Genomic DNA, 15,736 nt, shown 5'->3' on the forward strand with positions numbered 1-15,736 from the left:
CGGGCGTGCCCGGACGGCACGCCCGCCCCCGTGCGTTACGGCCACCGGGCCCGAGAGTCAGAAGTTCGCCTCCAGCTGGCTCTTGAGCATCGCGAGAGCGAAGAAGCCGTAGAAGCCGATGGCCAGCAGCATCATGATCAGTCGCGGTCCGCGCAGCCGGATGGCGGCCGGCAGGTCACGGCGGTTGAGCCGGATCAGCAGCACTGTGTAGACGAGGGTGACGATGGAGGCGGCGCAGGTGGAGATGGTCAGCAGCACGATGGGCTGGCTGACACCGGACAGCAGGATCGCCGAGCCGATGCCGACCTCGGCCCAGACCACCGCGAAGTACAGCCGGCCCTCGGTCCAGAAGGCCGAGTCCGCCAGGTAGTTGCGCTTGGCGAAGTCGCTGACCACGCGTCCGATGACGTCGAGCAGACCGATCGAGGCGGCCCAGAGCGAGACCGTGGCCACCGCGAGGAAGAGGATCTTCAGCCAGTCGCCCACCTGCTGCCCCAGCAGATCGCCCTGGAGGCGCAGGAACGTCGGGCTGTTCTCGACGTCGTCGCGTCCGAAGAGGGTCTCGTAGGCGAGCATGCTCATCAGCCCGATCGTGACCAGGCAGACGCCGAAGAAGGACACGATGTGCTCGGTGTTGGCCCGGCGCCACCACACTCGCCAGCGGGCCAGGTTCGCCTCGTCCTGCGGGAAGGTGTAGCGGTCGGCGCCGGACGCCTCGGACTGGCCGGTGATGGGAGAGATCAGCTTGGGGACGTGGGCGCCCATGCCGTAGCCCTTGTCCCGGATCCAGTTGCTGAGCACCAGGTTGTGCACCCCGCCCGCGCCGGCGGCGCCCAGCGCGCTGAGGATCATGGTGAAGGTGATGCCGTGCGGAATCCGGCCGACGCCGGTGACGGTCTTCTCACCCGCCGTGCTCCAGGTGTGCCAGCCGATGACGGCGACCACCACGACGGCGAGGAAGAAGAGCGTCAGCCCGACCTTGACCAGCTCGACCTTCTCGATCGTGCGGTAGATCACCGGTGAGGCGGTCAGCACCACCCCGAAGGCCACGAGCGAGCCCACGGTGATCCAGACCACATCGCCGCCGCCGGTCAGATACGTCAGCGTCGTCGACCCGGAGGTGGCCCAGCCGGGCCAGACGTACTGGAACGCGCCGGCCAGGCAGATCAGGATGCCCCACGCCTTGTTCCAGCGGGAGAATCCGGCCACCACGGTCTGCCCGGTGGCCAGGGTGTAGCGCTCGATCTCCATGTTGATCGCTGTCTGGACGACCAGGGTCACCACCGCCAGCCACAGCAGCCCGAGCCCGCCGATCGAGGTCAGATAGGGCCAGAGGATGATCTCTCCGGCCGCCATGCCGATCCCGACGGCGACGATCCCGGGGCCGACCATCGTGCGCAGCGGTGGTGGTTCGGGCAGTTCGAGGACGTGGGGCGGGTCGGCCGGGTGCGGTGGGTGCTGGGTGGACGGTGTCGACGACGTTGACGACATGGCGGCTCCTCGGGGACGGCGAGGCCGTATCCGGAACGGGGGGACGGGGGGTGTGTTCAGCGGGTGCGGGTGCGGGTGTGCTGGGCGGCCAGGCGTACGGGCGCGTTGGCCGCGCCGTAGCCCTGGTAGCCGTCGATCCGCTGGACGATCTCGAAGAAGACCCGGCCGACGGTGGTCGTGTACAGGTGCAGGAACGAGCCGCTGTCGTCCCGGTCGTAGAGCAGGCCGAGTTCCCGCAGGGTGCGATGGAGCTGGGGATCGAGCTCATGGCGCGCTTCGAGGTCGTCGTAGTAGTTGTCGGGGATGGGCAGCAGGGGCGCGCCGAGCTCCCGCAGCCGGCGCGCGGTGCTGACGATGTCCCGGCTGTGCAGCGCGATGTGCTGCCACAGCGAGCCGGAGGGGCCCGGCCCCGGACGGACCTGGGCCACGTTGAGGGCGAGGCGCACCGAGCCGTCGGCGTTGGACACGGCCCGGCTGCGCAGCAGTCCGCAGGGGTCGGCGAGCTCCAGGGACTCGTGCGGCCGCAGGCCCAGCACGGCGCGGTAGAACAGCGACGCCTCGTCGAAGTGGTGTCCGGGCTGGGTGAGCGCCACATGGTCGATGTGGGTGACGCCGGCGGGGGAGGCCGTGGCGGCGCGCGGGGTGAAGTCGCCGGTCCAGCTGGGGTGGTCGGGGCGTTCGGTGCGGCAGAAGAAGAGCTCGGTGGAGTCGGGTGCGGCGACCGCGTCCAGCGGGGCGTCCGCCACGGCCCGGTGGCGCGGCAGGACGGGGGAGAGCAGGGCCCGCGCGCGGACCGTGGACGCGGCCGGATCGGGGGTCTCCAGGCCGATGGCGGCGAGCGCCGGTTCGGGGTGCCCGGTACCGGCGTCGAGGCCGTGGTTGAGGACGATCCGGGCCTCGCCCTGCTCCCACAGCTCCACGGGCTTGGAGTGGTGGCGGCCGGTGCGGGCGAAGCCGAGCCCGGTGAGCAGCGCGGGCAGCTCGGGGCCGGCCGCCGCCAGCTCGGCGAAGGCGAAGCCGGTGGGGACGACCGGGGCGGGCAGATCGGTGCGGCCGGCCGCCTCCTCCAGGGCGATCAGCGAGCGCAGCGCGTCCACGGCGGTGCGGGCCGTGTCGCCCTGCCGGAAGACGTCGTTGAAGACCTCCAGGGACAGCGGCCCGTCGTAGCCGGCCCGCAGCACGTGCTCCAGCAGCCCCGCCACGTCGAAGCCGCCCTGGCCGGGGAAGCAGCGGTAGTGGCGGCTCCACTGGAGGACGTCCATGGCCATCAGCGGGGCGTCGGCGAGCTGGAGGAAGAAGATCTTCTCGCCGGGGATCTCCTCGATGCCCTTGGGGTCCGAGCCGCGCGAGAGGATGTGGAAGCTGTCCAGACAGGTGCCGAGCGCCGGGTGGTCGGCCTGCCGCACGATCCGCCAGGCGTGGTCGTAGGTGTTCACCTGCCGGCCCCAGGCCAGTGCCTCGTAGGCGATCCGGATGCCGTGGTCGGCGGCCCGTTCGGCCAGCAGCCGCAGCTGCTCGGCGGCGAGGGCGTCGTCGTCGAGGGCGGCGGGGGAGACGTTGGAGCACACCAGCATCAGATCCGCCCCGAGCCGCTCCATGACCGCGAACTTCTTCTCGGCGCGGCGCAGATTGCGGGCCAGGAGGTCCTCGGGGACGGCCTCGAAGTCGCGGAAGGGCTGGAAGAGGTCGATGGCCAGGCCGAGCTCGGCGGCACGGTCCCGGACCCGTTCCGGGGACAGCGGGCTGGCCAGCAGATCGTTCTCGAAGATCTCCACCCCGTCGAAACCGGCGGCGGCGACGGCGGTGAGCTTCTCGTCGAGAGTGCCGCTGAGACACACGGTGGCGATGGACTTGCGCATGATCAGCCTCCGGCGGGGAGCTTGAGCAGGTCGGAGAGGTCGGCCAGCATCCGTTCGGCGTCGGGTTCCCGGCCGGTGAAGAGCCGGAAGGCGTCGGCGGCCTGGAAGACGGCCATGCCGCCGCCGTCCAGGGTCCGGCAGCCGGCCGCGCGGGCGGCGGTGAGCAGCGCGGTCCGCAGCGGCCGGTAGACCACCTCGGCGACCCACAGGTCGCGGCGCAGCAGCTCGGCGGGGAGCGGCAGCCCGGGGTGGGCGGCCATCCCGGTGGGGGTGGCGTGCACCAGCCCGTCCGCGCCCCCGACGGCCGCCGGGAGCCCGTCGGGGGCCACGGTACGGACCCGGGTGGCGCCGAACCGTCCGGCCAGCGCCTCGGCGAGCGCTTCGGCCCGCTCCTGGTCGGTGTCGGCCAGGGTGAGCCGGTCGGCGCCGACGGTGAGCAGCGCGTGGGCGACGGCCGCGCCCGCCCCGCCCGCGCCGAGCAGCACCACCTCGCCGGTGGGCACGTCGGGCAGGCCGCGGGCGAAGGAGCGGGCGAACCCGGACCAGTCGGTGTTGTGGCCGATCGCCCGGCCGTCCGCCTCGAAGACGACCGTGTTGACCGCGCCGAGCTGCGCGGCGTCCTCCGACAGCCCGTCGAGGTGCTCGATCACCGCCTGTTTGCAGGGGTGGGTGATGTTCAGCCCGTCGAAGCCCAGCGCCGCGGCGGCCCGCACCAGCCGGCCCACCCCGTCCGGGCCGAGGCCCAGCGGGTCGATGTCGATCGTGCGGTAGAGGTACCGCAGCCCGTGGCGGTCGGCCTCGCGCTGGTGCAGGGCGGGGGAGAGCGAGGGGCCCACTCCGGAGCCGATCAGCCCCACCAGATAGGACTCCCGTCCGTCCTGTGACTCCCGCGACTCCTGTGACTCCCGAGCACTGCCCCGCATACGGGCGACCTCCTGCGTTCCCGGCTAATGTACGAACTGGTTCGTTAGTAGCCCGGTCAGTAAAAGGCACGGAACGCCGTCTTGTGAACCCCCTGCACGTAGAGTGGCCCCAGCATGAGCGATCAGCCGCCGAAGAACAGCCGCCTCCGCGACGCCGCCCGCACCCAGGCCGAGATCCTGGACGTCGCCACCCGGGAATTCGCCGAGCGCGGCTACGCCGGGGCCCGCGTCGACGAGATAGCCGCCCTCACCCGCACCACCAAGCGGATGATCTACTACTACTTCGGCGGCAAGGAGCAGCTCTACATCAAGGTCCTGGAGCGCGCCTACACCGGCATCCGCGAGGCCGAACAGGCCGTGGACGTCACGGGGCTGGACCCCGCCGAGGCCATCCGGCACCTGGCCGAGCTGACCTACGACCACCACACCCAGCACGCCGACTTCATCCGGCTGGTGTCCATCGAGAACATCCACCGGGCCGAGCACCTGGCCAAGTCCGAGACGCTGGGCAAGGCCGGCACCCCGGTGATCGACCTGATCTCCGGCATCCTCGCCCGCGGCCGTGAGCAGGGCGTCTTCCGGGACGGCGTCGACGCCGTCGACGTCCACATGATGATCAGCTCATTCGCCGTCTTCCCGGTGGCCAACCAGCACACCTTCGGCACCCTCTTCGGCCGCGACCCCCTCGACCCGGAGCGCCGCGCCCACTACCGCCGGATGCTCGGCGACATGGTCGTGTCCTACCTGCGCGACGGGTCCTGAACCTCGCGGCGCAGGACCCGTGTTCATCTTCCTCGCGGCGCCGCTCAGGGCATCGCCAGTTCGAACCAGACGACCTTTCCCGTGGACAGCCGGGTCGCGCCCCAGCGCCGGGCCAGCCGGTTCACCAGGTACAGCCCGCGCCCGCCCTCGTCGGACGGCCGGGCCTGGCGCAGCCGCGGCAGCTGGGGGACGTCGTCCCCGACCTCGCAGCGCAGTACGTCCGTGCGCAGCAGCCGCAGCGTGATCGGCCGTTCCGCATAGCGCACCGCGTTGGTCACCACCTCGCTGACCAGCAGCTCCACCGCGTCCGTCAGATCGTCCAGATCCCAGCGGGCCAGCGCCCGGCGGGTCAGCCGGCGCGCCTGCCCGGCCGTCTGCGCCTTCGGGTCCAGGAACCAGTAGGCGACATCGCTGGGCGCGATGCCCTCGAAGCGGGCCGCGAGCAGCGCCACGTCGTCGTCCCGGTCGCCGGGGCCGAGCATGTCCAGCACCTCGTCGCACAGCGGCTCCAGCGGCGGCGGGTTGGGGCCGGTGAGCCGGGCGGTGGCGGTCAGCCGTTCGCGCAGCTGCTCGATACCGGTCCACACATCGCGCATCCGCGATTCGACCAGCCCGTCGGTGTAGAGCATCAGGGTGGCCCCGGCCGGCGCGTCCAGCTCGACCGCCTCGAAGTCGACCCCGCCGACCCCGATCGGCGCCCCCGGCGGCACCCGCAGCACCTCGGCGCGGCCGCCCCGGTGCAGCAGAAGGGGCGGCGGATGGCCCGCGTTGGCGACCACGATGCGGTGCGCGACGGGGTCGTAGACCGCGTAGAGGCAGGTGGCCATGCGGTCGGTGCCCAGCCGCTGGGCCTGCTCGTCGAGGTGGTGCAGCACCTCCTGCGGCGGCAGGTCGAGCCCGGCGAGGGTCTGCGCGGTGGTGCGCAGCTGGCCCATGATCGCGGCGGAGGTCATCGAATGGCCCATCACATCGCCGACCACCAGCGCCACCCGGTTGCCCGGCAGCGGGATCGCGTCGTACCAGTCGCCGCCCACCCGGGCCGTCTCGGCGGCCGGCAGGTAGCGGCTGGCCAGCCGGACGCCGGTGGGCTGCGGCAGCGAGTCGGGCAGCATGGTGCGCTGCAACTCGTCCGCGATGTAGACCTCGCGTCCGTACAGCACCGCCTTGTCGACGCCGAGCGCGGTGTGGGTGGCCAGCTGGGCCGCCACCAGCAGATCGTCCGGTTCGAACGGCGGCCGGTCCGGGCGGCGTACGAACACCGCCGCGCCGATCACCCGGCGGCGGCCGCGCATCGGGGCCAGCACGGTGCGCTGACCGGTCGCCACGCACGGGCCCTCGCCGAGGAGCTGGGGCAGCGCGGCGCGGGCGGCCTGGGAGTCGCCGAACACCGGCCGCACCCCGCGCAGCACCTCGGCCAGCGGACCGCCCGCCTCCACCTCGCACAGCTCGGCCGCCGGGCCCCCGCCCACGGCGGGCGAGAGATCGGACTGCGAGGACATCAGCGCCAGCCGGCCGCTGTCGGTGTCCGGGTCCAGCGGAATCCGGTCGGTACGGCGCAGCCGCAGCATCATCGGGCCGACCGGGCGCTCGTCGCCGACCGGCAGCGGATCACGCAGATACACCAGGATCGCGTCGGCGAAGGTGGGCACGGTGGCCCGGCACAGGCCCAGCACGATCTCGTCCAGGTCGATACCCCGGGCGATCCGCCGGGTCGCGGCCCCCACGAACCGCAGCCGGTCGCCGCTCCGGTCCCGCGCGGCGGCGTCGGCGGCGGCCCCACCCGCCGGCGGCACCGGGGGCGCCCCGCCCGCCGGTGTGCCGTACCCCACCTGGCCCGCCGCGGCGGCCGCCGTATGGGTGTCGCCGGGCTGCGCCGGGTGCTCACCCGCACCGGCGCCCCGCCACGCCGCGCCCCGGCCGCCGCCCTGGGCGGCCGGGGGCTGTTCGCCGGGGCCGGTCCCGCCGTTCCGTCGCGCCGCGCCTCTGGCGGCATTGCGATCCGCGTCCCACACAGGCTCGCCCTCCGGTGTGCCGTGCTCCGGCTGCGCCGGGTGCTCGCTCTCCGCCGTGTCCCGGCGCTCCCTGCCTCCACCACCGCGTGCCGCGGCGGCGCCTCCCCGCCCGTCCGTGCCGTCCGCACCGTCCGCGCCCGTCCCGCCGTGGTGCCCGCATCCGCTCCGATGGGGGTCGCCGCCGCACGCCGGGGCCGCGCCGCGGTCTCTGGCGCGGGGCGCGGGCTCCTGGCCGGGCCCCGGGGGGCCGTCGTGGGCCGCCGGGGCCGAGGGGCCGTCCGCGGGGAAGGCGGGACGCGGCCGGCCGCCGTCCGGCTCCTGACCGGGGGCAGCCGTCTGCCGCACGGCGGTCCGCGGGTCCGGGACCGCGCCGTGCGCGTCGTCGGGCGCGGGCGCGCCCGGGGCGGCGGCAGGGGTGGCCGCCTGCCGCCTGTTGTGGGAGGTGGGGTGCTCCGTCACGCGTGGGTTTCCATCCGTCCGGGGCCGTGCGCCCGCAGGTCGTGGGCGCACCGAGGGTCAGGCACGTCGTCGGCAGTTCAGGAAGATCTGGATCTCGGGTGGTACGCCCGTGCTCGCCGGGGCGTACGAGTACGCGTCCTCCCCGGCGATCTCGAAGCCCGCATCGCGTACGACCTGGCGCAGCTCGTCCCGCAGATAACCGGATACCCGCACCGAGTGGCCGAGGAACGGGATGGGGAAGTCGTCGATGTCCGACTCCACCATGCCCAGCGCCAGCAGCCCTTCGGGTCTGAGCACCGCGTGCAGCGCCCGCAGGGCGTACGGGATCTCCGGGCGGGGCAGCAGCAGCAGCGAGAAGTTGGCGGTGATGCCGTCGAACGAGCCGAGCTCCCGGGGGCCGCCCGGACCGTACCGGCCGCCCACCCGCAGATCGACGATGTCCACATGGTGGAACGTGGCCTCCGGCACATTGTCCCGGGCGAGCTTGAGCATGCCCTCGGAGATGTCGATGCCGACCACCTCGTGGCCCGCGTCGACCAGCTGACGGGCCGTGGGCAGACCGGTGCCGCTGCCGACGTCGAGCACCCGGGAGCCGGGCGGAAGCGTTTCGGCCATCCACCGGCCGGCCGCGATCTGGCCCTCCTTGTGCGGAAAGGCGTCGTCGAGGCGGTCCCCGATGGCGTCGAACGCCTCCGCCTGACCGCTGCGGTCCAGTGCGAGGCGGTCGAAGTCCGCATAGCCCGCGTAGCCGTCCCCGTACTCGTCCTCACCGCTCACGACCCCGCCCCCTCCAGTGACATCACGTCATGTTGTGCGCATCGCCCGAGACTTGCGTCGGTGCCAGGTGTCCCGCATGGGCAGTGTTCCGGACGACGATCCTACGTTTGAAACACGGGGACACGACAAGAGGTTCACCTCGAGTGCGCCGAGGTGCGCTTCTCGTCCTGCTTCCGGTCCTGCTTCCTGCCCTGTTCCTTGCCCTGTTCGCTGTCCGTACGGCCCCAGTCCGCGGGAAGGGCGGGCACGGACCACGCCGGGTCCGGCCGCCAGTCCTCCCACCTGTCCCGGAACGGCGCTCCCCAGGACTCGATGGTCGCGACGGCCGCCCGGCCCGCGGCCCGGACCCGCTCCGCCTGCTCGGCGCCCATCAGCCCGGCCCGCTGCGCCTGCGCGAACTCGTCCTCGTCCTTCCATTCCCAGCTGTGGTCGGGGTAGACCGCGATGTCCAGGAAGTGGTCCTCGGAGTCCACCCCGCGGTCCCCGCGGACCAGCGGCTCCTCCAGGTTCACGTACCAGTTCTTGAACTGCCAGCCGTGGTCCCAGAACAGCCACACCGACCACGGGTCGCCGGGCCGCGCGAGCTTCAGCACCCCGGTGCCGAACCACTGGGACAGCGCGGTGGTGCGCGGTTTGGTGTAACGGGTGGACAGCGGTTCGCGGTGCACCGAGGTGCCGTCGGTGAGCTGCGGTTTGACGCAGGCGGTGCCGGGGGCGAGCCAGACGGCGAGCAGCTCCGGGGTGTCCTCGACGACGGTCACGGGACGGCAGATGTGGATGTGCTCGGAGGCGTTGGCACGGTAGCGCCACAGGATATGGTCGCCCGGTGCCCACCGGGCGATGTCCGCCGTCCCCGTCGTCTCCACGATGTCCGCTGTCATGAGCAGATCTTAGGTGGGAGCGGGCCGCGGTGCCGTGACCTATGCCGCAACCGGGGGCCAACGCCCGGCTAAGGGTGTGTCATGCGCAGTACGTCGAGCGCCTGGTCCCCCGGCTAAGGGTGTGTCATGCGCAGTACGTCGAGCGCCTCGTCCAGCTGCTCCAGGGTCAGCAGCCCGCGCTCCACATAGCCGGACTCCAGGACCACCTCCCGGATCGTCTTGCGCTCCGCCAGCGACCGCTTGGCCACCTTCGCCGCCTCCTCGTAGCCGAGGTAGCGGTTGAGCGGGGTGACGACGGACGGTGAGGACTCCGCGTACTCCCGGGCCCGCTCGGCGTTGGCGGTGATCCCGTCGATCGTGCGGTCCGCGAGCAGCCGGGAGACATTGGCCAGCAGCCGGATCGACTCCAGCAGATTCTTGGCGATCACCGGGAGCATCACATTGAGCTCGAAGTTCCCGGCGGCCCCGGCCGCGGCGACGGTGGCGTCATTGCCGGTGACCTGCGCCGCGACCATCAGCGTGGCCTCGGGGATCACCGGATTGACCTTCCCCGGCATGATCGAGGAGCCGGGCTGGAGATCGGGCAGGGCGATCTCGGCGAGCCCGGTGCGCGGGCCCGACGCCATCCAGCGCAGATCGTTGGCGATCTTGGTGAGGCCGACCGCGATCGTCCGCAGCTGCCCGGACGTCTCGACCAGCCCGTCCCGCGCGCCCTGCGCCTCGAAGTGGTCCCGGGCCTCGGTCAGCGGCAGCCCGGTGGTACGGGCCAGCTCGGCGATGACGGCGGCGGCGAACCCGGGCGGGGTGTTGATCCCGGTGCCCACCGCCGTACCGCCCAGCGGCAGCTCGGCCAGCCGGGGCAGCGCGGCGCGCAGCCGCTCGATCCCGTACCGCACCTGCGCCGCGTAGCCGCCGAACTCCTGGCCGAGGGTCACCGGAGTGGCGTCCATCAGATGGGTCCGCCCCGCCTTGACCACCTCCGCGAACTCCGCCGCCTTGCGCTCCAGCGCCTCCGCCAGATGGGCCAGGGCCGGGATCAGATCGCCGGTGACCGCCGCGGTGGCGGCGATGTGGATGGAGGAGGGGAAGACGTCGTTGGACGACTGGCTGGCGTTGACATGGTCGTTGGGATGCACCGCACGGCCCAGGCGCTCGCTCGCCAGGGTGGCCAGCACCTCGTTGGTGTTCATGTTGGACGAGGTGCCGGAGCCGGTCTGGAAGACGTCCACCGGGAAGTGCTCGTCCCAGCGGCCCGCGGCGACCTCGGCCGCCGCGTCCGAGATCGCCCCCGCGATGTCCTTGTCCACCACGCCCAGCTCGGCGTTGACCAGGGCGGCCGCGCCCTTGATCCGGGCCAGCGCCTCGATGTGCGCCCGCTCCAGGCGCTGCCCGCTGACGGGGAAGTTCTCCACCGCCCGCTGGGTCTGGGCGCGCCACTTGGCGTGCGCGGGCACCCTGACCTCGCCCATGGAGTCGTGCTCGATGCGGTAGCCCTCCCGGGGGCTGTCGTCGCGGTGGCTCTCGTCGGTCATGGGGACACCTCCGTCCAGCACAGCGTCATCACGCCACACCGTGTTCCCACGCCCGCCGGACCGACCGGGTGAGCCCGGTCACCGTACGGCCTCCGGCGCCCGCGGCGTCTCCACCTCGCCCGTGCGCTTGAGCTTCTGCCACGGCAGCAGGGCGCCGGTCGCCGCGGTGACACAGGAGTGCAGCAGCACCAGATACATCAGCTGCCGGTAGGCGATCTGCTGCAACGGCAGCGCGGCCAGCGCCCGGTAGGACTCCCGGTCCAGCCGGAACGCGTACGCCGCGCCCAGCAGCTGCACCAGCAGCAGGGCGCCCCAGGCCAGCAGCGAGCGCACCGGGTCCAGGAAGATCACCCCGTAGAGGGTGAAGAGGTCGATCAGCGGTGCGCACAGCGGGGTGAGGATCTGAAAGAGCACCACCAGCGGCATCCCCACCCGGCCGAACCGCCCCGAGGGACCCCGGTCGATCAGCGAGCGGCGGTGCTTCCACAGCGCCTGCATGGTGCCGTAGGACCAGCGGTAGCGCTGCTTCCACAACTGGCCGAGGGAGCCGGGCGCCTCGGTCCAGGCGCGGGCGTGCTCCTGGTAGACCACCCGCCAGCCGGCCCGGTGCAGGGCGATGGTGATGTCGGTGTCCTCGGCCAGGGTGTCCGCGCTCATGCCCCCGGCCTCCAGCAGCGCCCGGCGGCGGAAGGCGCCGATCGCGCCGGGGATGGTGGGCATGCAGCGCAGCAGGTCGTACATCCGCCGGTCGAGGTTGAAGCCCATCACGTACTCGATGTGCTGCCAGGCGCCGATCAGCTTGCCCCGGTTGCCGACCTTGGCGTTGCCCGCGACCGCGCCCACCCGTGAGTCGGCGAACGGACGGACCAGCTCACGGACGGTGGTGGGCTCGAAGACGGTGTCGCCGTCCATCATCACGATCAGCTCGTGGGTGGCATGGGCGATGCCCCGGTTGAGCGCGGCCGGTTTGCCCGCGTTGGCCTGGCGCAGCACCCGCACGTTGGGCAGCCCCATCGCCTCCGCGATATCGGCGGTGCCATCGGTCGAGCCGTCGTCCACGACCAGGATCTCGATCGGATGGGTGGACGCGGCCAGCGACGTGAGGGTGTTGGCGATGCACTCCTTCTCGTTGTACGCGGGCACGATCACGGTCACCGGATCACCCACCTCCTGCACCCGCCTCCAGCGCCGCCGCTCCCGGGAGCGCCGGTGCCACCAGGCCAGGACCACCATCAGCAGCAGCCGCCCGATCACCGAGAGGCCCACCAGGCCCAGCAGCCCCATCAGCACCGGCAGGGCGCCGTGGGTGAACGCGGCGGCCCAGATCAGCACCCGGCCCTCCCAGATCCGCACCGTGCGGGCCGGGTGGTTGGCGCTGTGGGCGCCGAGCGCACCGGTGACGGTGGTGAAGGAGTAGCCCTTCTTCCGCATCCGTTCGATGTACTGCCCCAGGGCCTTCACGGTCCGCGCGCGGTTGCCGCCCGCGTCGTGGAAGAGCACGGACGCGCCCTTGGTGCCCGGGGGAGTGGCGTTCTGGACGATCTCCTTCACCGGGGGCCGCTGCCAGTCCTCGCTGTCGGCGTCCACGAAGGCGCTGATGTAGCCCTTGGAGCCGATGTGCTGCTGCACCGGCCAGGTACGGTCGTCCAGCGCGCGGACCTTGGAGGCGTACGGCGCCCGGAACAGCGAGCTGGTGATGCCCGCCGCACCGGCCAGGGCCAGCTGGGACTGGGCCAGTTCGCGGTCCATGCGCCCCTTGTCCTGGTACGACAGGTCGACATGGGAGAAGGTGTGCACCCCGACCTCATGGCCCGCGGCCCGCATTCGGCGGACCAGCTCCGGATGGCGGATCACCATCTGGCCCAGCACGAAGAAGGTGCCCCGCACCTTGTGGCGGCGCAGCACGCCGAGGATCTCCGGGGTCCAGCGGGGGTCCGGGCCGTCGTCGAAGGTCAGCGCGATGGTCTTGGCCGGGATGGCGTGCTCGGTGGCCTTCCCGGTCCGGTCGAAGGTGATCACCGGACCGCCCTTGCGCAACCGGTCGGGGACGGTACGGGAGGCGTGTGAGCGGTGCACCCGGGCGTCGTTGCCGATCTCGGCGTCCAGATAGCCGTCCAGCAGCAGCGCGCATACCAGCGCGAGGAGGGTCGCGAGGGCGAGCACCATCCGGGTACGGGTGCGGAGCTTGCGCAGCCTGACGGTACGGAGGGCGGGCGGGCGGAGCTTGGGGGCGGCGAGCTTGGTCGGCAGCTTGGGGGTCGGGAACGTGATGGGCAGCTTGGGGGTGGGCAGCTTCCCGGCGCGGACGGTGACCTTGCGCAGCCCGAGGGCGCGGGGCTTGCCCGGGAGCTTGAGCTTGCCCGGGAGCCTGGCCTTGCCCGTGAGTGCGAGCCTGCCCGGGAGCCTGGCCTTGCCCCGGAGTTTGAGCCTGCCCGGGAGCTTGAGCCCGCCCGGGAAGCTGACCTTGCCCGTGAGTTTGAGCTTGCCCGGGAGCCTGGCCTTGCCCCGGAGCTTGAGTCTGCCCGGGAGCCTGCCCTTGCCCTTGCCCCGGAGCTTGAGTCTGCCCGCGAGCGTGAGTCTGCTCCTGAGCCGCGCGGCGCGGCCGGCGGGGCCGGTCAGCCGGAACACCGTGCGGGGCGCGGCGGCCTGACGGGGCGCGGGGAGCCGGCGGCGTGGCCGCGGCAGCCTCGGCGGTCTGCCGCCGCTCACGACTCCTCGCCCTCGGAGACGGGGGCGTCCGGCCGGTCGGCCTCGGCGCCGCCCGCGGCGGGCCCCTTGGAACGGCCCGGGAGCTCGGGGGTTTGGGCCTGCGCGGACTGGTGGGACTGCGGTCTGCGGGTCTGCGGCCGCTGGGTCTGCGGCCGCTGGGACTGCGGTCTGTGGGACTGCGGCCTCTGGGACTGCGGCCTCTGGGGCTGGCGCCTCTGCGACTGCGGCCTCTGCGACTGCGGCTTCCGCGCCTGCGCCCCCTGGGTCTGCGGCTGCTGAGGGGACTTGGCGTGGCCGGGCCCCGTGGTGCGCCCGGGATCCTGCGGGTGACCGGATTCCTCGGCCGACGGCCTGGCGGCGGCGGTGGGCTTCCTCGACGGGGTGTGCGAGACGTTCGCCGGTGCCCTGGCGGGCTTGCGGGCGGCCGGACGCGGATGCGCGGGACTGAGCTCCCGGTGCTTGCCGGACCGGTGTCCCGCGGTGGACTTCCGGCCACCGGCGTGGGCGCGCGCGGGGGAATGCCGCGGCGCCGCACGGTGGGGCTCGGGCTCGGCGGGCTGCGCGGGCGCGGGCCGCGGCCGGGTGGTGACGGGGTGCAGGGCGTCGGGCTCCCGGGCGCCCGAGGACTCCGGACGCCCGGAGCCGTATCGGTGGCGCCGGTGCTGACGGTGGGTCGGGGCGTACTCGTGCGCGTCGGGCCGCTCATCCGACGCCGAGGGCCCCGAACGCCCCTCCGGGGCGTGCTTCGGCTCCCGGCCGAACGCCTCGGTGGCGACGGGCCGCCCCGGGATCAGCGTATGCGGGGCGAGGGACGTACCACCCGCGTAGCCCAACCCCAGGACCGCCGAATAGCCGAGGCAGGCGGCCCCCGCGACTACGCCCACATGCCGTACCAGTCGGCCACGGCGCCCGGAGAGGTCCACGAACACGGGCCCCTTACGGGCCACGTCAGCGCGGAGGGGACGCGAAGGCGCGCGCTCGGCCACATCTGACTGAGGATCCATACGGAAGAGGCTAATGCAGAAAATACGACATGCGACATATAAGTCAAACATGCGGTGTGTCCTTGTTCAGTAGGTTCATGGGATATGCGAGGTTTGGCGGGGAGAACGGCGCGGGAGGCGCAGGCCCCCGGCGCCTCGTACCGGACCACAAGGAGGAGCCAGAGCCATGAGGGCCAGCCCCCGCATGAGCGGAATCGCCGTGGCCGGCGCGGTGGTCTGCGCCACCATCGCCGTATGGGCGGGACACCACAAACCGTCGGCCGAGCCGCACGCCGCGCCCTCCCGGCCACCGGCGACACAGCCCCCCGCGCCGCGGCAGCCCGCCGACTTCGTGCCGTACGTCAACGCCTGGGCGGACGCGGGGGACGAGGGGGACGCGGGGGGCGCGGGAGGCGCGGGGTACGACATGGCCGCCGCGGCGGCGCGCGGGGTCAAGGAGTTCACGCTGGGCTTCGTCGTCGCCGGTGACGGCTGCGCTCCGGTGTGGGACGGCGGCACCCCGCTCGACGACCAGGCGCTGGAGCTACGGATCGAGGACGTCCGCCGGACCGGCGGCGAGGTGCGGATCTCCTTCGGCGGCGCCGAGGGCACGGAGCTCGCCACCGTCTGCACCGACGTCCCCGAACTGGCCTCCGCCTACGCCGAGGTGATCGAGCGTTACCAGGCGACCAAGGTCGACTTCGACCTGGAGGGCGACGCGCTGGTCAACACCGAGGCCACCGCCCGGCGCGCCCAGGCGCTGGCGCTGATCCAGCGCACCCACGAGGGCCTGAACATCTCCTACACCCTGCCCGCCATGCCCGACGGGTTGACCCCGCAGAGCGTCGCCCAGCTGGAGGCCGTCAAACAGGAGGGGGTCATCCTCTCGTCCGTCAACATCATGGCGATGAACTACAGCGGTGACCACACCGGTGACATGGGCGACTACGCCATCCAGGCGGCCACCGCCACCCAGGCCCGGCTCCGCGAGGTGTTCGGCATGTCCGACGCCGCCGCCTGGAAGATGCTCGCCGTGACACCGATGATCGGGGTCAACGACGTCACCGGCGAGATCTTCACCCTGGAGGACGCGTCCGGTCTGGCGCGGTTCGCCGCGGACAACGGGATCGGACGGCTGTCGATGTGGTCCGCCGAACGCGACCAGCCGTGCACCCCGGAGACGTCCCCGTCCGCGGCCCCCACCGACCCCACGGCCGACCCCACGGCCGGCACCCCGGGCGCCGAGCAGAGCCAGAACGCCGTCCCGAACACCCGCTGTAGCGGTGTCGCCCAGCGCCCCGGCGCCTTCGAGGCGGCGCTGAGGGGCTGACGGAACGCGCCGGGGCCG

The 15,736-nt window shown here is 72.8% G+C and carries 11 protein-coding genes; 2 read left to right on the plus strand and 9 right to left on the minus strand.

What is annotated here, in order from left to right; genetic code table 11:
- Positions 1–57: 57 nt before the first annotated feature.
- From PS467_RS26375 to PS467_RS26385, 3 genes are read right to left on the minus strand one after another with little or no spacing between them, the layout of a single operon-like run.
- On the minus strand, positions 58–1,491 hold the full coding sequence (locus tag PS467_RS26375; RefSeq protein WP_311037324.1) for an Nramp family divalent metal transporter: 1,434 nt from the start codon (positions 1,489–1,491) through the stop codon (positions 58–60).
- A 56-nt stretch (positions 1,492–1,547) separates the two neighbouring features.
- On the minus strand, positions 1,548–3,350 hold the full coding sequence (locus tag PS467_RS26380) for a bifunctional sugar phosphate isomerase/epimerase/4-hydroxyphenylpyruvate dioxygenase family protein (protein ID WP_311037325.1): 1,803 nt from the start codon (positions 3,348–3,350) through the stop codon (positions 1,548–1,550).
- A 2-nt stretch (positions 3,351–3,352) separates the two neighbouring features.
- Positions 3,353–4,273 carry a shikimate dehydrogenase gene (locus tag PS467_RS26385; protein ID WP_311037326.1) on the minus strand — a complete coding sequence of 307 codons (921 nt, stop codon included), beginning with the start codon at positions 4,271–4,273 and terminating at the stop codon, positions 3,353–3,355.
- Between the two features lie 114 nt (positions 4,274–4,387).
- Here PS467_RS26385 and PS467_RS26390 point away from each other — a divergent pair, with 114 nt between their 5' ends.
- Positions 4,388–5,035, plus strand: coding sequence for a TetR/AcrR family transcriptional regulator (locus tag PS467_RS26390; RefSeq protein ID WP_311037327.1), 648 nt, complete (start codon positions 4,388–4,390; stop codon positions 5,033–5,035).
- 44 nt (positions 5,036–5,079) lie between these two features.
- On the opposite strand, the gene PS467_RS26395 is transcribed toward PS467_RS26390, so the two are convergent.
- The 6 genes from PS467_RS26395 to PS467_RS26420 form a co-directional block, all read right to left on the minus strand.
- A complete protein-coding gene (locus PS467_RS26395) occupies positions 5,080–7,506 on the minus strand; it encodes a SpoIIE family protein phosphatase (RefSeq protein WP_311037328.1) in 2,427 nt (808 codons plus the stop codon).
- A gap of 57 nt (positions 7,507–7,563) precedes the next feature.
- Positions 7,564–8,283: a class I SAM-dependent methyltransferase gene (locus PS467_RS26400; protein WP_311037329.1), complete on the minus strand. Its 720-nt coding sequence runs from the start codon at positions 8,281–8,283 to the stop codon at positions 7,564–7,566.
- A 134-nt stretch (positions 8,284–8,417) separates the two neighbouring features.
- Entirely contained in the window at positions 8,418–9,164 is a 747-nt protein-coding gene (gene fomD / locus PS467_RS26405; RefSeq protein WP_311037330.1) for a cytidylyl-2-hydroxypropylphosphonate hydrolase, read from the minus strand.
- A gap of 113 nt (positions 9,165–9,277) precedes the next feature.
- Positions 9,278–10,696, minus strand: a complete 1,419-nt coding sequence (locus tag PS467_RS26410; protein ID WP_268974178.1) for a class II fumarate hydratase — start codon at positions 10,694–10,696, stop codon at positions 9,278–9,280.
- 78 nt (positions 10,697–10,774) lie between these two features.
- Entirely contained in the window at positions 10,775–12,967 is a 2,193-nt protein-coding gene (locus tag PS467_RS26415) for a bifunctional polysaccharide deacetylase/glycosyltransferase family 2 protein (protein WP_432280759.1), read from the minus strand.
- A 434-nt stretch (positions 12,968–13,401) separates the two neighbouring features.
- The gene (locus PS467_RS26420) at positions 13,402–14,409 is read right to left on the minus strand and encodes a hypothetical protein (protein WP_311037331.1); all 1,008 of its coding nucleotides are present in this window, start codon (positions 14,407–14,409) and stop codon (positions 13,402–13,404) included.
- A gap of 166 nt (positions 14,410–14,575) precedes the next feature.
- Between PS467_RS26420 and PS467_RS26425 the strand changes: the two genes are divergently transcribed.
- Positions 14,576–15,718: a chitinase gene (locus PS467_RS26425; RefSeq protein ID WP_311037332.1), complete on the plus strand. Its 1,143-nt coding sequence runs from the start codon at positions 14,576–14,578 to the stop codon at positions 15,716–15,718.
- Positions 15,719–15,736 lie beyond the last annotated feature (18 nt).

It is taken from the genome of Streptomyces luomodiensis (genome assembly GCF_031679605.1).
In the GTDB taxonomy this organism is placed as follows: domain Bacteria; phylum Actinomycetota; class Actinomycetes; order Streptomycetales; family Streptomycetaceae; genus Streptomyces; species Streptomyces luomodiensis.